General features: G+C 41.0%; 19 protein-coding genes and 1 rRNA gene. 10 read left to right on the forward strand and 10 right to left on the reverse strand.

The genetic code is table 11. From position 1 onward, the window contains the following. From E0H87_RS15815 to E0H87_RS15835, 5 genes are all read right to left on the reverse strand, one after another. Positions 1-98: ribosomal RNA gene (locus E0H87_RS15815) — 16S ribosomal RNA — on the reverse strand; the annotation flags it as partial. Between the two features lie 448 nt (positions 99-546). Further along, entirely contained in the window at positions 547-1,098 is a 552-nt protein-coding gene (locus E0H87_RS15820; RefSeq protein ID WP_131324478.1) for a peptidylprolyl isomerase, read from the reverse strand. Between the two features lie 194 nt (positions 1,099-1,292). Further along, positions 1,293-2,354: an alpha/beta hydrolase gene (locus tag E0H87_RS15825; protein ID WP_131324479.1), complete on the reverse strand. Its 1,062-nt coding sequence runs from the start codon at positions 2,352-2,354 to the stop codon at positions 1,293-1,295. Positions 2,355-2,625: 271 nt separating this feature from the next. Then, complete coding sequence (locus E0H87_RS15830) at positions 2,626-2,862, reverse strand: hypothetical protein (RefSeq protein WP_131324480.1); 237 nt, start codon at positions 2,860-2,862, stop codon at positions 2,626-2,628. A 532-nt stretch (positions 2,863-3,394) separates the two neighbouring features. Next, on the reverse strand, positions 3,395-4,249 hold the full coding sequence (locus E0H87_RS15835) for an MBL fold metallo-hydrolase (RefSeq protein ID WP_131324481.1): 855 nt from the start codon (positions 4,247-4,249) through the stop codon (positions 3,395-3,397). 108 nt (positions 4,250-4,357) lie between these two features. On the opposite strand from E0H87_RS15835, the gene E0H87_RS15840 reads away from it, so the two are divergent. The 5 genes from E0H87_RS15840 to E0H87_RS15860 all read left to right on the forward strand — a co-directional run bounded on the left by E0H87_RS15840 (position 4,358) and on the right by E0H87_RS15860 (position 9,519). After that, entirely contained in the window at positions 4,358-5,236 is an 879-nt protein-coding gene (locus E0H87_RS15840) for a LysR family transcriptional regulator (RefSeq protein ID WP_131324482.1), read from the forward strand. A 174-nt stretch (positions 5,237-5,410) separates the two neighbouring features. After that, positions 5,411-5,950 (forward strand): nucleotide exchange factor GrpE, encoded by a 540-nt coding sequence (gene grpE / locus E0H87_RS15845; protein ID WP_131324483.1) that lies wholly within the window; start codon positions 5,411-5,413, stop codon positions 5,948-5,950. A gap of 120 nt (positions 5,951-6,070) precedes the next feature. Next, entirely contained in the window at positions 6,071-8,014 is a 1,944-nt protein-coding gene (gene dnaK, locus E0H87_RS15850) for a molecular chaperone DnaK (RefSeq protein ID WP_131324484.1), read from the forward strand. A gap of 113 nt (positions 8,015-8,127) precedes the next feature. After that, entirely contained in the window at positions 8,128-9,027 is a 900-nt protein-coding gene (locus tag E0H87_RS15855) for a matrixin family metalloprotease (RefSeq protein ID WP_131324485.1), read from the forward strand. 114 nt (positions 9,028-9,141) lie between these two features. Further along, positions 9,142-9,519, forward strand: coding sequence for a hypothetical protein (locus E0H87_RS15860; RefSeq protein WP_131324486.1), 378 nt, complete (start codon positions 9,142-9,144; stop codon positions 9,517-9,519). A gap of 53 nt (positions 9,520-9,572) precedes the next feature. On the opposite strand, the gene E0H87_RS15865 is transcribed toward E0H87_RS15860, so the two are convergent. The 4 genes from E0H87_RS15865 to E0H87_RS15880 all read right to left on the reverse strand — a co-directional run bounded on the left by E0H87_RS15865 (position 9,573) and on the right by E0H87_RS15880 (position 13,904). After that, complete coding sequence (locus E0H87_RS15865) at positions 9,573-10,871, reverse strand: lytic murein transglycosylase (protein WP_131324487.1); 1,299 nt, start codon at positions 10,869-10,871, stop codon at positions 9,573-9,575. Between the two features lie 746 nt (positions 10,872-11,617). After that, positions 11,618-12,739 (reverse strand): 5-(carboxyamino)imidazole ribonucleotide synthase, encoded by a 1,122-nt coding sequence (locus E0H87_RS15870; RefSeq protein WP_131324488.1) that lies wholly within the window; start codon positions 12,737-12,739, stop codon positions 11,618-11,620. A gap of 15 nt (positions 12,740-12,754) precedes the next feature. Further along, on the reverse strand, positions 12,755-13,270 hold the full coding sequence (gene purE / locus E0H87_RS15875) for a 5-(carboxyamino)imidazole ribonucleotide mutase (protein ID WP_131324489.1): 516 nt from the start codon (positions 13,268-13,270) through the stop codon (positions 12,755-12,757). 295 nt (positions 13,271-13,565) lie between these two features. Beyond that, positions 13,566-13,904, reverse strand: a complete 339-nt coding sequence (locus E0H87_RS15880; RefSeq protein ID WP_131324490.1) for a DMT family protein — start codon at positions 13,902-13,904, stop codon at positions 13,566-13,568. A gap of 254 nt (positions 13,905-14,158) precedes the next feature. Here E0H87_RS15880 and mpl point away from each other — a divergent pair, with 254 nt between their 5' ends. Further along, positions 14,159-15,523: a UDP-N-acetylmuramate:L-alanyl-gamma-D-glutamyl-meso-diaminopimelate ligase gene (gene mpl, locus E0H87_RS15885; protein ID WP_131324491.1), complete on the forward strand. Its 1,365-nt coding sequence runs from the start codon at positions 14,159-14,161 to the stop codon at positions 15,521-15,523. 50 nt (positions 15,524-15,573) lie between these two features. Here mpl and E0H87_RS15890 read toward each other — a convergent pair whose 3' ends face one another. Beyond that, the gene (locus tag E0H87_RS15890) at positions 15,574-15,858 is read right to left on the reverse strand and encodes a GNAT family N-acetyltransferase (protein ID WP_131324492.1); all 285 of its coding nucleotides are present in this window, start codon (positions 15,856-15,858) and stop codon (positions 15,574-15,576) included. Between the two features lie 645 nt (positions 15,859-16,503). On the opposite strand from E0H87_RS15890, the gene E0H87_RS15895 reads away from it, so the two are divergent. The 4 genes from E0H87_RS15895 (at position 16,504) to hpt (ending at position 20,988) form a co-directional block, all read left to right on the forward strand. Then, positions 16,504-17,466 carry a TerC family protein gene (locus E0H87_RS15895; RefSeq protein WP_131324493.1) on the forward strand — a complete coding sequence of 321 codons (963 nt, stop codon included), beginning with the start codon at positions 16,504-16,506 and terminating at the stop codon, positions 17,464-17,466. Positions 17,467-17,826: 360 nt separating this feature from the next. Next, the gene (locus tag E0H87_RS15900) at positions 17,827-18,882 is read left to right on the forward strand and encodes an aromatic ring-hydroxylating oxygenase subunit alpha (RefSeq protein ID WP_131324494.1); all 1,056 of its coding nucleotides are present in this window, start codon (positions 17,827-17,829) and stop codon (positions 18,880-18,882) included. Positions 18,883-18,936: 54 nt separating this feature from the next. Continuing rightward, positions 18,937-20,256, forward strand: coding sequence for a guanine deaminase (guaD, locus tag E0H87_RS15905; RefSeq protein WP_131324495.1), 1,320 nt, complete (start codon positions 18,937-18,939; stop codon positions 20,254-20,256). A 204-nt stretch (positions 20,257-20,460) separates the two neighbouring features. Then, entirely contained in the window at positions 20,461-20,988 is a 528-nt protein-coding gene (gene hpt, locus E0H87_RS15910) for a hypoxanthine phosphoribosyltransferase (RefSeq protein ID WP_131324496.1), read from the forward strand. Positions 20,989-21,042 lie beyond the last annotated feature (54 nt).

Genomic DNA, 21,042 nt, shown 5'->3' on the forward strand with positions numbered 1-21,042 from the left:
CGCTAGGTCAGTTACCGAAGCAACCTCCCCCGCTCGACTTGCATGTGTTAAGCCTGCCGCCAGCGTTCAATCTGAGCCATGATCAAACTCTTCAGTTTAATACTTGCTAGCACCTTAAAGGGTGCCAATCTTGGCTCATCAATTTTCTGACATCAATTTCTCAAATAAACTTCGAGTAATTTCTACCATCAATCAATGAAAATAATTTCGATCGATCAATCAGTAAAAATCCACACAAGTTGTTCTTCATAATCTCTTAATGATCTTTCTAATACCTCGTCAGTATTAGATGCTGGACTCGATATACTTAACAACTCAGCGCTTCGCGCTTTGTTCGTTTCCGTCTATCTCGTCGGTATGGGGTGCATTCTATACGGTTTTGCTATGAGTGCAAGCACTTTTAACTGACTGTTTTATTGGGTGTTGTATTTTTATGCACTATTTTGGTTCATTATTACACAAAATACAATGTAAACCATTAATTATAAAGCAGAAATATGAATAAAATATTTCTGCTACTTTTTTTAATGATTTAGTAACGCTTGCTTACTTAATGTTCACGCTGAGAATTTTCACTGGTTGTTTCGGTACATCTTGGTGCATACCGTAGCTAGCAGTCGGTACTTTGATAATTTTATCAACCACATCCATCCCCTTCGTTACCTTACCAAAGACTGCATAACCAGCATTCATAGATCCTTTATTTAAAAAGTCATTGTCAACGACATTAATAAAGAATTGGCTGGTGGCCGAGTTTGGGTTGTTCGTACGTGCCATGGCTAAAGTGCCACGCGTATTCTTTAAACCATTGGAAGATTCATTCTTGATAGGTGCCTTGGTTGGCTTTTCAACCATATTGACATCCATACCGCCACCCTGAATCATGAATCCTGGAATGACGCGGTGAAAAATGGTTCCGTTATAGAAATTTGCTTTTGCGTAATCTTCAAAGTTTTTGGCTGAAACTGGTGCTTTATCATTAAATAGCTCAATTTCAATATTTCCCATTGATGTTTTCATTTCCACCAGAGTATTGGCTGCATAGGTACACACACTGAATGTAGCAGCAGTCAATAACGCAAGGCTCTGTTTTAACATATTGGGGATTCCTGTAATGCTGTTTTATGGTTGATTATATTTAACACAACTCTTTAGATTCAGATACTTTTAAACCTTTTATTTACAGCATTTGGACGATAGCTTTGGTTTTATACTTTTATATTCAATAATTTATAAAACTTATCCTTTGATTTAAGGCTTTAAATCAGCCTGACCTTTATTTACACCCTACTTTAACTGTGTTTATCCCAAAATTTTCGGAAATTTTTACTCATTTCAATGTAGTTCTTCTTTGCAGTGCGTGATAAGCCTGCCATGTTAATGAAACCATGAGTCATACTTGGATAATCGTGATATGCCACGGAGACACCATGATGTCGTAACTTATGCGCATAAATCTCTGCCTCATCATGCAGGACATCATGACCTGCCGTAACAACAAAGGCAGACGCTAGTTTTTTAAAATTGCCATAAGTCGGGGAAATAATGGGATCATCTAAAGCAACTTGATGTTGAGCCGCATAATGTGCGGTCACGCGATCTACATCATCCCCTGTTAATACCAAACCATCTTTATAAGCAAAAAATGAAGGGTGACGACTCTTAAAGTCTAATGCTGGATAAATTAAAAACTGGATTTGCGGTGCATAGGCTTTACCTATACTACGTTGCGCAACCACCGCACTTAAATTGCCGCCAGCACTGTCACCTGCAACCGCTATGCGATTTTTTAAAATTTTGAGTTGTTTCCGATTTTGATACACCCATGCCAAGGCATCTTCACAGCTTTGTACAATTTGATACGGCGAGGCTTCTGGTGCCAAGGGATAATCAATACTGAGCACTTGCACATGGGCATGCACAGCCAATAAACGACACACTTCATCATAACTATCGATACTACCCACCACAAAGCCTCCTCCATGGTAGAACACCAACATCGGAAGTTTTTTATTTGGCGCAGGATGATAGTGACGCGCAAAAATAGTTCCACTTTGCAAAGCTAAGCGTAAATCTTCGACCTGTTTAATGGCAGTCGATTTTCCTGTAAGGAGCTGACTTTGTAGTTCAAAGGCTTTACGAGAATGTTGTGCATCTGCCGAAATAAAGCCTGTTTTATTTTGCTTATACTGAACGGCGACCAGACATTTAAGAAAGGAGTCTAATTCGGGGTAGTGATAAGGATAGGCCAAAGCCTTGACGATATTTTCCTGTAGAAAAGTAGGCAACTTATCCAGTAGTCGCGCTGCTGTACCTTGATTCTGTTCCATCACTTTTTGTATTGATACGCCCATAAACGACTTATTCCTTGTTGTTTTATCTGTCGGTCAAACTTTACTGAACAAGTTCAACCTTAAATTATGGCTTTTGCAACAAAGCTAATCTGCTTTAAGCATATTGTCATTAACACTATGACTGCAAGTTTAAGTCAAAATCATCAATACACACGTAATCTTACATAGAAAATACTGAAATAATTTTGAATTGAGATAGCTTCAGACAGTACACCTCATTCAAGTACTGTCTTTACTCTATATGCCGTTTTCAACTCAACAACATGATGCGTTATTGTTGAATAGATTGCGGTTGGTTTTGCATTTGCTCCGTTGATGCCTGAGGGACATTCGAATTTACAGATCCATCGACTTGTGTCGCAATTCCGTCTTGTCCTTGCACTGCAACCTCTGCTCCAGTCGAGATTTGAGCTGTTTCAGTCGCTTGTACAGGGTCTTTAGATGCACAACCCACTGCAAGCACTGAAATAGCTAACATAGAAATAGAAAATAATCCGACTTTTTTCATGTCTGGTTCCTTTTTAAATAAAAAACACAAAACCAATGTTTAGTTTTGCCAAGTCATCATTCATGTTTTTTGAATGCTCTGCGCACATATATGGTGAGCGTTTTTTATCTGTTGGTTGCATTCTGCAATCTTTTATTAAGCCTATTTGGAAGCATGTTTTTTCTACTTAGAGCAAAAATTGAATTAAGTAATTCTTTTTAATCACATAAATTATGTTGTTCCAGTTCAATGCCTGTCAGCAAGCAAATTTGCTTAAAAAATACTGAAATGAAACTGCTTATTGTTGTTGCGAAGTGTCTACAGAACTGCCAACTCATCACGTTTCTGCTGCACTTAATCTATACACTGTAGTAATTCTCAGCAATTTCACACAAAAAAAGCTTATTCATCGGTTGAATAAGCTTTAAAAACTGATGTTTAAAATATCAATGTATGACTATGACAATAATCTCGGTCATTCACCCAAACAATATTTGCGCCAAACATAAAAGATTTTGTGGCGCTTATTGTGATCATTTGATGCCAATCATGATTAAGGCCACTTCAGCTCGCCTTTGACCACTTTAGCCCCCAATTCTAAGCTGCTTGACTCACCTAAAGCTGGATATTGTTTTTGCATGATTCCGATTAACTCCGCTGAGTTTTTGCTGGCTTTCACTGCTTTCTCATATTGCTTTAAATAGTCTATAGAAAAATTCACAGCATCGAGACCTTCAGCCGCGCCAGCTTTCATATGTGCAGGTACAACCTGTTGTGGGTTGAGTGCTTTAATATTTTCTAAAGTCTGTACCACTTCTGCATGATCTTTAGATGTAGGGGTGTCTGCCATCCACAAATGAATCCCCGATGAAACAGGAATGCCACCGACAACCGCTTTAGCACTGGGAATCCATAAATAGGTCAGTTCTTTTTGACCTTTAATGTCAATCTCTTCATTTTCAAGCTTTAAGACTTTAGCTGTATAACGCTCAGGTACAATAATTTTGCTCGGTGCATTCAGCCCCATTTGAGGCCCCCAATACTGTACTTTCAGGGCTTGGGTATCTTGAATATGTTTAACCGTTTCAGGAGTCGCTAGGATTTTTACATTTGGAAAGTATTGTTTAAATACATCTAAACCAAAGTAATAGTCTGGATCACCATAGCTGACAAAAATCGTGCTTAAGGTCTTGCCTCGATCAAGAATATCCGCGGCAATTCGTAGTGCCTCTGATTTAGAAAATTGAGCATTCACCAACATGACTTCTTTATCGCCTTCAATAAGGGTAGATGTCACGCCAAAATGTTCAGGCTTAGCCAAATACGTGTGAATTTTTAGGTCTTGCGCATGGGCAGTCGAGCTAAGTGCTAAAGCAGTTAAGGCAAGGGTATAAAACTTGGTTTGCATGGTATTCATCTCTTATTTGATTTTGAATACTTTAAATTTCAGTTTATGACAAATAAACAGCTCAACTTAAGATAAACTGTTGCAATATACGCAACAATAAACATAAATATGGATACCCTAAAAGCCATTCAAGTCTTTGTCTGTATTGCCCAACAAGGCAGTTTGACCAAAGCTGCAGACCATCTCAATGTTTCACGCGCGATGGTGTCACGCTACCTTGAACATCTGGAAAATCATTTTTCGACCCGATTATTTCATCGCAATACCCGTAAAATTTCGCTGACATCGACAGGAGAGCAAGCGCTGCATTACTGCGAGAATATTTTGCAACAGCAGCAACTCCTCTTAGAAATGACCCATGATCAGCAACAGACTGGTACCATTCGACTAACAACAGGGCTTTTTCTGCTGCAAAATGGCTTAGCAGAATGCATTAAACAATTCAGACGGCAGTTTCCATTTGTACAATTCGATATTGTGATTACAGAAGACACACTCGATTTAATTGATGCCCAAATCGATTTGGCCTTTCGGATTAGCCCTAAAATAGCTGAAGGTTTAATTGCCCGTCCGCTTTTTCCGATTGACTCGATTTTATGTGCACACCCCGATTATTTGGCACAAGCGCCCGAGATTCAATATCCTGAACAACTGTTACAACATACGTGCCTGACCCATCACAGTATGCATTCGGTTTGGACGCTGAATGCTCCCAATCAACACCCAAAAAACTATAGCTTACATAGTGTGATCCAAAGCAATGACGCCTATGCATTATTAGAAATGTGCAAACAGGCACAGGGCATTGCCATGTTACCCATCGGATTGGTGCACACTGAGCTGAATCAAAATCGGCTACATCAGATTCTGCCCGACTACGTCCTGCCACAAATGCAACTGTCTGTGGTGTATTCATCGCGGCGACATTTAAGTCAAAAAACACAAGAATTCATTGCATTTATGATGCAACACTTCAGTTTGTCTTAAAAAAACAGAAATAGTGCAAATTTAATCAAGCATGCAACTTGAATTTTGCTTTCCTGCCCCGACCTCTTTTACTAATCATGAATTTCATCACTCATGGCAGTTCAGATTTAACCAGTGAACACTGATGCCAAAGGACTGTACATGTTTAAGAACCCTTTTAAACGGAGTAAATCAATGACAACTGAGCAAAACGAACAAGCTCAAGACCTTCAACAAGAGCAAGCTGATGCGCAAACTCAAGCTGAAACCGAGCAAACAGACGTTTCAGTTGACGATTTACAAGCGCAAATCGGCAAACTTGAAGAAAGCTTGAAATTAGAAAAAGCCCGTACAGCAAATGCCGTTTATGAAGCACAAAAAAGTGTTGAGCGCATTCAACGTGAATCTGACAAGCACAAAGACACGGTCTTAGAAAAGTTCGCAAAAGAGTTACTCGACTCAGTGGATAATTTGGAACGTGCCATTCAAGCCGCAGGTGAAGAAGAAACCCCTGTACTTGAAGGCGTAAGACTCACTTTAAAATCTTTACTCACGACCCTTGAGAAATTTGGTGTGGTCGAAGCAGATACCCAAAACGGTTTCAATGCAGATTTGCACCAAGCAGTCGGGATTGATCCAAATGCCAAAGCCAATGAAATTGGCACCGTTTTACAGAAAGGTTACACCTTAAATGGTCGTTTACTTCGTCCTGCAATGGTCATGGTAGGCGCATAAACCCTATAAATACGGGAGTTTGTGAAAAATTTTCATAAAAATTACTTGAAAAATTTTGAACGGCTCTCATATCGGATAACAAGCAAAAACATTGCAATAGAATTTAGAGGAATATCCCAAATGGCTAAAATCATTGGTATTGACTTAGGTACAACAAACTCATGTGTTGCTGTACTTGAAGGCGACAAAGTTAAAGTAATCGAGAACGCTGAAGGCGCTCGCACAACTCCATCGATCATTGCATATAAAGATGGTGAAATCTTAGTGGGTCAGTCTGCAAAGCGTCAGGCAGTCACTAACCCTAAAAATACATTATTCGCGATCAAGCGTTTAATCGGTCGTCGTTATGAAGACCAAGCGGTACAAAAAGACATCGGGCTTGTACCTTACAAAATCATCAAAGCAGACAATGGCGATGCTTGGGTTGAAGTAAACGATAAAAAATTAGCACCTCAACAGATCTCTGCTGAAATCTTGAAAAAGATGAAGAAAACTGCAGAAGACTATTTAGGTGAAACAGTAACTGAAGCAGTGATTACTGTTCCTGCTTACTTTAACGATGCACAACGTCAAGCAACCAAAGATGCAGGTAAAATTGCAGGTCTTGAAGTTAAACGTATCATTAACGAACCAACGGCTGCGGCACTTGCGTTCGGTATGGACAAAAAAGAAGGCGACCGTAAAATCGCGGTTTATGACTTAGGTGGTGGTACTTTTGACGTATCAATCATTGAAATCGCAGACCTTGATGGCGACCAACAAATCGAAGTGTTATCAACAAATGGTGATACTTTCCTTGGTGGTGAAGACTTTGATAACGCGTTAATTGAATTCTTGGTTGAAGAATTTAAGAAAGAACAAAGTGTGAACCTGAAAAATGATCCACTTGCATTACAACGTTTGAAAGAAGCGGCTGAAAAAGCAAAAATCGAGCTTTCTTCATCGAATGCAACTGAAATTAACCTTCCATACATCACTGCTGATGCGACTGGTCCTAAACATTTAGTGATCAACGTAACACGTGCGAAACTTGAAGGTTTAGTGGCTGACTTGGTTGCGCGTACCATTGAGCCTTGCCGTATTGCGCTTAAAGATGCTGGTCTTTCGACTTCTGACATCTCTGACGTGATCTTGGTGGGTGGTCAATCACGTATGCCAATGGTTCAACAACAAGTTCAAGAATTCTTTGGTAAAGAACCACGTAAAGACGTGAACCCGGATGAAGCGGTTGCGATTGGTGCTGCGATTCAAGGTGCAGTATTGTCTGGTGACAAAACTGACGTACTGCTTCTTGACGTTACTCCGTTGACTCTTGGTATCGAAACCATGGGCGGCGTATTGACTCCGATCATTGAGAAAAACACCACGATTCCTGCGAAGAAATCACAAGTGTTCTCTACTGCTGCGGACAACCAACCTGCGGTAGACATTTCGGTTTACCAAGGTGAACGTAAAATGGCTCAACAAAACAAATTGTTGGGTAACTTCCAATTAGGTGACATTCCTCCTGCTCCACGCGGTGTACCACAAATTGAAGTATCGTTCGACATCAACGCTGACGGTATCTTGAAAGTATCGGCTAAAGATAAGAGCACTGGTAAAGAGCAATCAATCCAGATTAAAGCGAACTCAGGTTTGTCTGATGCTGAAATCGAAGCGATGATCAAAGATGCTGAAGCGAATGCTGAAGAAGATCGTAAGTTTGAAGAACTTGCAAAAGCGCGTAACGAAGCTGATGCCTTAATTTCAAGCTCGAACAAAGCAGTAAAAGATCTTGGTGATAAAGTTACTGAAGATGAAAAAACAGCTGTAAGTACTGCGGTTTCTGAACTTGAAGCGTCAACTAAAGAAAATGATGTTGAAGAGATCAAAGCTAAAACTGAAGCTTTACAAAACATCTTGATGCCTATCACTCAACGTGCTTATGAACAAGCACAAGGTGCTGGCGGCGCAGAAGGTTTTGATCCAAATGCATTCCAAGGTGGCGATGCAGGTCAACAACAAAAAGCGGACGATGGCGTTGTAGATGCTGAGTTCACAGAAGTCAAAGATGACAAAAAATAATTTGTCTGATTAAAAAAAACCGCGCGTAAGCGCGGTTTTTTTTTGCTTAAACCATATTTCCATAACACTCACTTTTCGCTACATTAAGCACAAATGAAAAAGAAAAATGATTTATGCATCGACTTGGGTTAATTCTGTTCTTCTTGGCTATCCTTTGGCTCAGCTACCAAAGCCATGCACACTATCAATTACGTTATAACACTTGGTCAGATCGACTCTTGCATCCTTTTGACCAAAGACTCCGCTTTAAAATTGGCAATGTTGATCCATGGTTTGGTCTTACTCAAGCACAAGTCGTGCAAATCAGTCAGGAAGCTCTTGAAATCTGGCATCAAGGTACGCAACAAACTCTATTTGTTTACGATCCGAATGCCAAACTTAGTATCGAATTAATTTATGATCAACGTCAACAAGATACTGATGCCTTAAAACAGACCCAACAGAAACTAGATGAGAGCAAGAATCAAAACAATCGTTCGTCAGATAATATTGAACGCGCCAGAACTCAACTGGATTTCACACAACATCGTTTAGAACAACAAGAACAACAACTGGAAGCCGAATATCGCTATTTACAGAGCCAACAAGCTCAGGTGCAGTCCGCACAACAACAGCAAAATTTACGTGACCAACTCACTCAACTACAATACCGAATCGCACAGTTCGAACAAGAAGCTGCTTACCTTGAACAACAAAATCAATCATTTAACCAAAAGGTCGATCAACATAATCTGGATATCGCACAATTTAATCAACAAATTTTACAAGCCCAGCAACGTTTCCCTGCACGTGAATTCCATAAAGGTGTGTTTATGGGCAATAAAATCGAAATTTACCAATTTGATGGAAATGATGATCTCAGACTGACCATCGCGCATGAATTAGGCCATGCGCTAGGACTGACGCATCATAATGACCCAGAAGCCCTAATGTATCCTATTTTGGGAGAGCAAGAATTACAGCATTTTAAGCTCAAAGCAGCGGATTTACAGTTATTGGCTGCTCGAAAATAACCTTAAAAATATCCTTAAATTTTATAAGGTTTTACTTCGATTTGCTCAGCACAGGATCGAATTTCGTGTTATTGTGATAGAACGATCCACACAGCAAACTGAGCGGAGAACAATGTGAGTTACTATCATATTCTCATTGAAGTGAATGATCATATCAGCACACTTGAACAGACACGTGATCTGGAATTGTTTGATATTATTGAAATTCAGCCTTATCTCCACTCTATTATTCTGCCATATTTCAATGAGCAAGAAATTGAACTGGAAGATGAAAACATTGAATATCAGGATATTTTGCATTTAGAAATCAAGCAGACATTACTGCCGATTGAGCACCTGATTGAAGAAGAACAACGGCTTTTGCCAAGTGATACTGATGTCACCATTACTGCACATGAAATCTTTAACAATCGGGATTTAAGTCAGGATGTAACCACCGTTATTTTTGATATTTTAGAAGCGATCAAACTAGATCCCATCGAAATTGAATAAAAATGATGGAACACGATGACGGTGCACATTCACCGTCATCTTCAACATGTTAATTATTTCATCATTAATTTGGCATTTTCCTTACGTAATACCGCTAAAGTCTGCTGTCCCGCTCGCCCAGTTGGATTTAAACCGAGACGAATTTGCTCATCACGAATCGCTTGTCGGGTTTTATCACCAATCAAGCCATCCACTTGACCAACATCATAACCACGATTGAGTAAATATTGCTGAATTTCACGGCGTTCTGCACGCGAGGTACCTGCATCATTGGTTGGCCAACTGTGTTGAAAATTACCTTTGCCCTGTAAACGATCCGATAAATGCGCAATCGCTAAGGCATAACTTTCAGCCGCATTATAACTATAAATCGCATCGAAATTCTTAAAGACCAAGAACTTAGGACCATTTTCCCCTGCGGGTGCCATTAAGCCTGCTGGGGTACTTTCAGATAAATTCCCCTGAATTAATGCACTACCATCAGCACGAGTCAGCCCTTGATTCATCCAGTAAGACAAACTTTTTTTATTACGACGCCCTTCACCTGAAAGAGAAAGATTTGCAGGTATCGTGACTTCAAAGCCCCAAGGCATTCCTGTTTGCCAACCCCGCTTGGTCAAGAAATTGGCGGTCGAGGCCAAAGCATCGGAAGTACTTGAAACCAAATCACGACGACCATCGCCGTCAAAATCTACCGCCAATTCTTCATAGGTTGACGGCATAAACTGGGTATGACCAAATGCCCCAGCCCACGAACCTCGTAACTGCTCTTCTCTTAAATCACCACGCTGTAAAATACGCATGGTGGCAAAAAACTCTCCACGGAAATAACTTTGGCGGCGGCCCTCACAACTTAACGTGCCTAAAGCCTGTAATAAAGGATAACTACCTGAAATATTGCCAAAATTACTTTCAACGCCCCAGACTGCCACCACAGTTTCAGCAGGCACACCATAAGTCTGGGCAACGCGATTCAGTATCTCACGATGCTGGACTAATTTTTGCCGTCCCATTTCAACCCGTTCATCATCCACCAAACCCGACAAATAATCCCAAATTGGGGTCGAAAATTCAGGTTGATAATTTAACTTATCAATCACGCTATAATCAGGCGTCAAATTTTGGCTATAACGATCATAAGTTGAAGCACTAACACCCGCATTCAGGGCTTGGCTCCGTAAATTTGATAAACAACCTTGGAAATTATTCTGTGAACTATCACCACTTTGCTTTGTTAAGTTATTGTTATAAGTCGAAACAAATGCAGGGTGACCATTAATAATCAGCTCTGCATGGGATTGTGCTGCGACCCAAAAAATGGATCCAAAAATAAAATAATTGATTCGTTTCATCATCACTTTCGTTTTAAATTCAAATTATGCGCTTACCTTAACACCCCAGTATAAAATTGACAGACAAGAAACGTAAAATTTGAATTCATTTTCTAGATTTTAAATTCATATTTGGTTTTTAAATTTAAAAATAGTTATCCACACCCCAAGTCAAAACTTGATTTAAATTCAAAAACAGTCGTTTTAAATTTAAAACGTAAAATTTGAATTTAAAGCACGTTATCCACAGTCGTATTTTTTAAATTCAAAGCCAATAAACCCGAAATTTAGACAAATTCAACGCTCATCATTATATTCAAGCAGGTTTTTGAATTCAAAACCTCTGTTTTAAATTCATAGATCCATGCTTTTAAATTTAAAAATTTGAATTTAAAGATACAATCCTACTTTAAATTCAAATTCTCCATCCTCAAGCGATTATTTAAATTCAAAAGTGCCGCTTTGAATTTAAATACCTTTTTTAAATTCAAATAATTTATCCACAATTGATGTTTCAGACTTCTTTTAAATTCAAACTTTCCACAACAACCCAGTTTTAAATTCAAAATATTTTTCTATTTTTTTATTCTTTAACAACCCAAATACACGATTAATAGCTTATTTTTCATCCACGCAATACACAACAAAAAGCTAAAATTTACGATAAAAGGTACGGTCTAAATGCAAGGTCGCGTAGCATGCCTGAGTTCTAGGCATAAAAAAAGCGATCCACAGAGTGATCGCTTTTTTGCTAAACAGTTTGGGATTTAAATGGTCATATCTTCGCTTAATGCCAAAGGCACAGGCAAAATTTTCGCCAATTGACGGCATAAGCTGGTCAGTTGGCTGCTGTCATTCGGCATTAAAGTAATGTGACCGATTTTGCGACCCGCACGTTCTGTTTTGTTATACAAATGCAGATGTGCGCCATTTAATGCCAAAACCTGCTCAGATTTTGGATATTGACCGATAATATTGATCATCACGGTAGGGCGGACCACTTCGGTTGAACCCAAAGGCAAGCCTGCAACTGCGCGAATATGATTTTCAAATTGCGAACAGACTGCACCTTCAATCGACCAGTGACCTGAGTTATGTACACGTGGTGCCATTTCATTGGCAAAGAGACCTTGTTCTGTCACAAACAATTCTAGTGTTAACACACCCACATAGTTCAAATGATTCAACAAGCGCGTGATGTAATCTTGTGCCGCTGGCTGTAAATCTGCGCTGTTTGGCGCAGGAACAATCGAATGCGACAGGATCCCGTGATGGTGATGATTTTCAGCCAAAGGCCAAGTTTTTACTTCACCATCCTGACCACGTACTGCAATGATGGAAACCTCACGCGAGAACGTCACAAAACTTTCTGCAATCAAGCTTTTTGCTGGACCCAATTCAGCCCATGCTTGCTCAATTTGGTCTTCACTGCGCAATACAAACTGACCTTTGCCATCATAACCACCAGTAGCTGTTTTCAGTACCAGTGGTAAGCCTAGCATCGCGACGGCTTGTTGTAGACTCTCTAAAGAATCTACCGCTTGATACGGTGCAACAGGAATCTGCAATTGATCGAATAAGGCTTTTTCCATTAAACGATTTTGTGCAGTCGCTAAAGCTTGACGTGGCGGGTGAATGGCTTTGCTTTGCGTCAAAAGATCAACATCTGCCAGTGGCGTATTTTCAAATTCCAGACTAAAAACGTCAGCGCTTTGAATAAACTGTTGCAGGCCTTGTTCGGCTTGGCTTGAAATCACCTGACCTAAAGCTGCGGAAGGGCAGTCTGTATCTGCTTCATAGAAGGTACATTGAATATTCAGTGGCAAAGCAGCTTGCGCCATCATGCGACCCAATTGACCACCACCAAAAATACCGATGGTTTTGTTCATAACTTGTGTCCCGTTTTAAGCTTGACCCGGAATATTATTGCCTGCCACTTTTTCTGTTTGAGCAGCACGGAAGTTTGCTACATTTTCGGCAATCTCTGGACGCGTCAAACCAAGAATTTGCGCCGCCATAATGGCCGCATTGGTTGCACCCGCAGGGCCAATTGCTAAAGTACCAACTGCAATACCTGCTGGCATTTGTACAATTGAAAGTAGGGAATCAACACCATTTAAAATAGAAGATTTTACAGGTACACCCAAGACTGGTAAGTCAGTTTTTGCTGCGCACATACCTGGTAAATGTGCTGCGCCGCCTGCGCCTGCAATAATCACTTGAATACCACGATCACGCGCAGTTTCAGCATATTCAAATAAACGATCTGGGGTACGGTGTGCAGAAACCACTTCAGCTTCAAATGGGACACCAAGTTGCTTAAGCATATTGGCAGTGTGTTCGAGAGTCGCCCAATCAGATTGAGAACCCATGATAATTCCTACGAGGGGTTGAGCGTCTTGTGCTGCGGCCGCATTCATTGCTAATGTTCCAGAGACTAGAGTGAAGGAGGATAAATCTCGACGAGAGCCAAGCTTTAAATGGTTCAGAAGCCCCATATTATAGACTGATTTTTCATCTCTCCAAAATTTAAGCAGGGCTAGAGCGAGATATTTTTAGTTTTTTTTTCGATAAAAATAAGGAAATGATTCCCTTGATGAAAAAATAAGTCGCTCTAAGGGCTATTTTGACCGTTCTATAGCGAACCGATTGCAGTAAGTTTTTTACATCCTCTCAAAAAACCACGCACTACAACCTTAATTGCCCTGAAAGCAATTATTGACTTCTAAATACGAAATACACACAACCTAATAAGCAAAGGCCCGCCCAGAGATAATCCAATTTAAAGGGTTGTTTAAACAGATAAATCATAAAGGGCACAAAAATCACTAAGGTCATGACTTCTTGGGTAATTTTCATTTGCCCTACAGACCAACCATCCTGTGCCAAGAGACGTGTAGCAGGGATCATGAAGGCATATTCTAATAGCGCGATTAACCAGCCAAATAGTATCGCTTGCCACAATGGCGCACCATGTAAAAATTTTAGATGTCCGTACCAAGCCAATGTCATAAAACAATTCGATATGACTAACAATGCAAATGGGATCATCATGGTATTCATCATTACACTACATTCACAATTAAGACCTTAAATAGGCTCAAAAGTATAAGCCAAAGCGCTCTTTTTAGGGAATTTTATCGACTTTAATCTTGGCTAAATCTGTCGTGGATGAACTGTCTAAATTGATACAAGAAAAACTATCTTTTCGCTAAGAGCCTTGTTATCGTTGCTGTCAAATCGAATCAATTCTGACAACAACACCAATTACGAAGTGCTGTGTCAAAAAGCAGTGGAGTTAAAGATCAATGCATCTGCATATTTTGGGTATTTGCGGCACCTTTATGGGTTCATTGGCGTTATTAGCGCGAGATTTAGGACATAAGGTGACAGGTTCAGATCTGAACGTTTATCCGCCGATGTCCACTCAACTGGAAAATGCAGGCATTACTTTAATGCAAGGCTATGATCGTAGCCATTTACAACCACATCCCGATTTAGTCATTGTCGGCAATGCCATGAAACGTGGCATTGATGCGGTTGAATATATGCTCAATGAGGGTTTACCGTATATTTCAGGTCCACAATTCCTTGCAGATCATGTCTTACAAGGTAAACATGTCCTCGGCGTTGCAGGCACCCATGGTAAAACCACCACCACCACCATGTTGGCGTGGGTTCTTGATCAAGCAGGATTGGAACCAGGCTTTTTAATTGGCGGTGTGCCTTTAGGTTTTTCTGAAAGTGCGCGTTTAGGCGGCGGAAAATATTTCTGTGTTGAAGCCGATGAATACGACTCGGCATTTTTCGACAAACGTTCTAAGTTTGTGCATTACCATCCAAAAACCGCAATTTTGAACAACCTTGAATTTGACCATGCCGACATTTTTGATGATTTGGCTGCCATTCAAAAACAATTTCATCATTTAGTTCGTACCATTCCAAGTGAAGGTCGCATTATTGCCCCAATTACTGAAAGCAATATTGATGAAGTATTGAAAATGGGCTGTTGGACACCTGTAGTGCGTACTTCTTTAGATACACATCCTGAAGCGGAATTGTATGCAGAACAACTTTCGGCAGATGGCTCGCACTTTAAAGTATTGCAGCACGGCGTAGTCAAAGGCGAAGTGAAGTGGAACATGACTGGGCAGCATTCAGTAGCAAATGCCTTAGCCACTTTAGCTGCGGCGGAACATGTCGGTGTAAGCATTGAAACAGCCTGTGAAGCATTGTCTCACTTTGGTGGGGTTAAGCGCCGTATGGAGTTATTGGGCACTGTTCGTGGCGTCGAAGTCTATGATGACTTTGCCCATCATCCTACTGCGATTGATACCACACTCGAAGGCGCACGTAAGCGTTTAGGTGAGCGTAAACTGTGGGCAATTATTGAACCGCGTTCAAACACCATGCGTATGGGTAGCCATAAAGATGGGCTGGCATATTCGGCACGTCTGGCAGATGAAGTGATTTGGTATCAACCTGAAGGTTTGGACTGGGATTTACAACCTGTGATTGATGCTGCATCCAATAAAGCCATTGTGGCACGTTCACTTGAAGATATTATTCAGACGGTGGTGACGGAAGCAGGAGAGGGTGATGCCGTGGTGATTATGTCCAACGGTGGTTTTGGAGGTTTACATCAAAAATTAATCACCGCTTTAAAAGCCTAATTTTATCCATTTAAAAGCCCGCTACGGCGGGCTTTTTGCTATCAGAAATATTATGCTGCCACATCCAATAAACTTTGATCACGTTTAAACATCACATCGACATAAGCACACACGGGTACAATTTTTAACTGTTGTTCGCGTGCATATTCGACCAATACATCCAACAACTGACGTGCCACACCTTGACCACGTAAACTATCATCCACCCAAGTATGGTCAGCCACAATGGTAGACGCATCGCGCCAGATATAGGTGATTTCAGCAATACGTTGACCCGCAGCATCATTCAAAAAAAACTCACCTTTTTCGGCATTATTATGGTGTTGGAATTGCATGCTCAGTTTTCCTCTATACAGATGAATTGCAGTTAACATGCCATAAGCCCTATAGGAAAAACACCCTTTTTTTTAAGCGCATCGACCAAAGTTTAAAATCTGGTTACACCTTATATTAGAAATCCCTAGTTCAAGGGATGAAGCTCACGCCCATTTATTTCTATGCTAAATAGACAGCACGCACAGGAGTAGCGGCATGTTAATTTATTTTGTATTAATGCTCTGTGGCTCGTTATTGGCAAAAATTTTAATTCAATATGATAACGTCGTTCCATTGAAGCTTTAAAATTGACGTCTTTATTGTTTAGCCTTGATTAAACGCATAGATCAAGGGCCAACAGATTTAACTCGATCATATTTGCTTTATATTTGCACTTTTGTAGAAAATATGCGATTCTTGCCGCATCATTTGGACTCAGTCCAATACAGAATTTGAACAAGGGGAGTAGCCTCCTCCAGACGTCATCCACAGCTTATTGGGATGACGTGTCAGAATATCGTCATTACACTTTGCAAAAAGTCGGTATCTGAGCATTACCTAGGGTAATGTAGGCAAGACCTTGATCATGTTGACACAGATGTTTATTTCATCTGGCAACAGGTCAAGGTTTTTTTGTGGCCAATTGCCAGATGTGGAGGATTTTTATGGAATCTATCGGCAATTTATGGCTGTATTTGGTCTTCTTCGGCATTGTCATTATCATGCTGTTGATCGACTTTCTCGGATTTAAACAAAAACAAGGGCAACCCGTTGCCATTAAAACAGCTGCTTACTGGAGCATTGCTTGGGTCAGTGTCGCGATGTTATTCGCAGGTGGCCTCTGGTTGTATTTACAACAAACCGTGGGGGTTGCAATTGCCAACCAAAAAACCATGGAATATATCGCGGGTTATTTACTGGAAAAATCCTTAGCGATTGATAATGTCTTTGTTTGGCTCATGATTTTTGCGGCTTTTGCGATTCCACCGGCTTTACAACGTAAAATCTTGCTCTACGGCGTACTCGGTGCAATTGTACTACGGACCATTTTTATTTTTATTGGTGCATGGTTTGTCCAAGAATTCTCTTGGATTCTATACCTGTTCGGCGCGTTCTTGGTTTACACAGGCTTCAAATTCCTGAAAGGGCAAGATGACGAACCCGACATCGAGAACATGGCGTTATTGAAATGGTTACGTAAACATTTGCGTATCACGCCACAACTGCAAGGGGACAAGTTCTTTGTTCGTCAGAATGGCGTACTGTGGTTTACGCCGTTATTTTTAGTCCTGATTCTGGTTGAAGCGTCGGATGTGATTTTTGCGGTAGATTCAATTCCTGCGATCTTTGCCGTCACCAGTGATCCGTTTATTGTGTTAACAGCAAACCTGATGGCGATTTTAGGTCTGCGTGCGATGTTCTTCCTGCTCTCTGGCGCGGCGTCGAAGATGCATTACCTACCGTATGGTCTTGGAATCATCCTGTTGTTTATTGGTTTTAAAATGTTGATGCTAGATGTATTCCACATGCCAATCTGGATTTCATTAGGCTTTATTGTGCTTGTATTAAGCATTACCGCGTGGCTCTCCATTCGCCACAATAAAAAGCAAGAAAATCCATCGGATTAAACCTGATGAATTGATCTTAGGAAGACAGATTGAGTTCGCTGAATCTGTCTTTTCTACATCTGTAGGGTTGAAAACTCCAACTGATCTTTCACTCAAGGTAATTGAGGCTCAAACTGCAAAAAAAAAACTTATCCTGCACACATTTATAAAAGATATTTCGACTGACCAATCCACAATTCCAACAGAACCTCTAATCTAAAATTTTCATATCTGCACGTTCTAGCGTTTGAATTCCAATGTACACAGCACTTGGCTATCACTTTGATCTTCCTTATGCCAGATCCATTATGCTGCTGTTTTAACTCTTGCTTGGCAAAGATCTTGCTTAATCAAAACCAAAGATCAATAAGAGCATCACGCATGAATAGCATTCCAACTTTTAATCCCATTGCCATGCCCTGCCAAAGCCAATTCGAACTACAGGACTGGGAAATTTTGGCGCAATATTGGTATCCCGTAGCACGTTTAGAAGACCTCAGTGTTCAGCCTCAACGGTTCACCTTATTAGATGTAAACATGGCACTTTACCAAACGGCGTCGGGGGAGATTCATCTGGTGCGAGATGTGTGCCCACATCGTGGTGTCCCTTTGTCCAAGGGGTGGATAGAAGGGGAGGAAATTATTTGTCCTTATCATGGTTTACGCTACAACAGCGCAGGCAAATGTACCAAAATTCCAGCACAACCCGATCTGCAAAAAATTTCAGACCGTTTTACCCTGACCCAATTCCCAGTCATTATCCGTTATGGCTTAATTTGGACCAGCCTACATGCACGAGATATCACACAAACCAATATTCCTGTACTGGACACATGGAACACTGCTGAACATCAATCGATCTTACCACCTTATGTAGATATTGCAGGATCGAGCGGTCGGCAACTGGAAGGTTTTATTGATGTTGCCCATTTTGCTTGGGTGCATCACCATGCTTTTGCCGATCGAGATAATCCTGTCGTTCCGAAGTATCACACTGAACGCACGGATTATGGTCTAAAAACCGTGTATATCAGTAATGTCAGCAACTATCCACATGGTCTGCAACACCTCGCGCCTGCTGATTTTTTATGGACACGTACCTTTGAGGTCTACCCACCATTTTCAGCCATTCTTAGCATTGACTTCCCAAACAACGGGGTCTTAAAAATTCTGAATGCTTGCTGTCCAGTATCCCATAATCAAACTCGACTGTTTGCGCCTCTAACCCGTAATTTTGACCAAACAGGGGACTTAGCCTCGGTGTATGCTTTTAATGCTCAAATTTTTGCGGAAGATCAAGACATGGTCGAATCCCAAAGGCCCGAGGAACTGCCGTTGGATTTAATGATGGAAGCCCATTTTGAAGCCGATCGCTCTTCTACAACTTATCGCCGTATTTTAGCCGAATGGGGACTCAGTCAACGTTATACAGTTTAGCCATTCATTTTCAGGTACAATCAACCGAAAAAAGTAAAAGTTGTAGGATTTCCCATGTCTTCATTGTTGCAGACCACTGTGGTTCGCGGTCGTTTTTTAGATATTCAAAATTTAGTGGCTCAAGCGGCAGACATCGCCGAGCAAGTGCGTTATTTAGAAGATGGCGTGCTGATCAGTGAAGCAGGAAAAATTAAATGGTTTGGCCCTTGGCAAGATGCAGCCGCGCATCTGCCAGAAGGCGTTGCAATTCAACATTATCCTGAAAAGCTGATTGTGCCTGGTTTTATTGACACTCATATTCATTTTCCGCAAACGGAAATGGTCGGTGCTTATGGTGAACAACTGCTGGAATGGCTAAATACCTATACTTTTCCCACCGAAATGCAGTTTCAAGACCCTGCATATGCCGCAAAAATTGCCGAATTCTTTGTGCAAGAACTGTTAAAAAATGGCACCACCACCGCCTTAGTCTTCTGTACCGTCCATCCAGAATCAGTAGATGCTTTGTTTGAAGCTGCTCAACGCCACCAGATGCGCCTGATTGCAGGGAAAGTCATGATGGACCGCCATGCACCGGAAGCTTTATGCGACACGCCTGAACGTGCCTATACCGACTCGAAGGCACTAATTGAAAAATGGCACGGGCAGGGGCGTGCGCTGTACGCGATTACACCTCGTTTTGCACCAACTTCAACACCTGAACAGCTGCAACTGGCAGGGCAACTCAAAGCCGAATATCCAGATGTTTATGTGCATACCCATTTAAGTGAAAATAAAAATGAAATTGCATGGGTCAAAGAATTGTTCCCTGCACAGCAAGGTTATCTCGATGTTTACCATCATTATGGACTGACAGGTTCACGTTCAGTCTTTGCTCACTGTGTGCATTTAGAAGACAGTGAATGGGATTGTATGCATGCCACGGATTCTGCGATTGCATTCTGTCCAACCTCAAACCTGTTTCTTGGTAGTGGATTGTTCCCTCTGAAAAAGACTTGGGAAAAACAAGTCAAGGTGGGTTTAGGCACGGACATTGGTGCAGGAACATCCTTCAACCAACTCAAGACGCTAAATGAAGCCTATAAGGTACAACAATTACAAGGCGACAAACTGTCTGCTTTTGAATCACTTTATCATGCCACCTTAGGTGGAGCCAAAGCATTGAGCCTCGAACAGCAATTAGGTAACTTTAATATCGGGAAAGAAGCCGATTTCATTGTACTCGACCTACAAGCAACCGCCTTACAGGCATTGCGCCAGCAACGTGCCAAAGGCATTGAAGATGCCTTGTTTGCCCTCATGACGATGGGGGATGACCGTAATATCCATGCGACTTATATTTATGGTCAGCTGGCCTATGCGCAATCCCAATAAGTCTATCGTTAGCATCATCTCCAAACGGAAACTGTGCTTCGTGTTACTCGGTTGCACAGTTTTACTACGGCGTGACAGTCATACTGCGAACAAAAAACAAGCAACAAAAGATGCATCTCGATAGAAGATGTATTAAAATAAACGCATATTTTGAGGTGTTGCAGGTCAACGCCTTTTTTATTTTTGATTTTTAGGTATCTGCCCATGACCGTTCAAATGAGCGTAATGATTTCAGCTGAAGAGATCCAAGCAAAAGTACAAGCGCTTGGTGCTAAAATTAATGCCCACTATGCCCAAAGTGATAAAGAACTTGTCTTAATTGGCTTATTACGTGGTTCCGTTATTTTTATGGCTGATTTATGCCGAACAATTGAAAAACCGCACGAACTCGACTTTATGACCGTTTCAAGCTACGGAAAGTCAACCGTTTCAAGCCGTGATGTAAAAATTTTAAAAGATTTAGACGGCGAAATTCGGGGTAAAGATGTGCTGGTTGTTGAAGACATTATTGACTCTGGACGCACCTTAAGCAAAGTGCTTGAAATCTTGCAAACACGTGAACCCAACTCAATTGAATTGTGTACACTCGTGAGCAAACCTTCACGCCGTGAAATTGATTTAGAGGTAAAATTCTTGGGCTTTGAAGTCGAAGATAAGTTTATTGTTGGTTATGGTCTCGACTACGATCAAAAGTATCGTCATATTCCTTTTATTGGTGAAATTGGTCTCTAATCTTAGCGTCTAAATACATGGTCTCAAGCCTTCTAACTCTTGCACTGCACTGGT

The sequence above is a fragment of the Acinetobacter sp. ANC 4178 genome, assembly GCF_004331175.1.
GTDB lineage: Bacteria > Pseudomonadota > Gammaproteobacteria > Pseudomonadales > Moraxellaceae > Acinetobacter.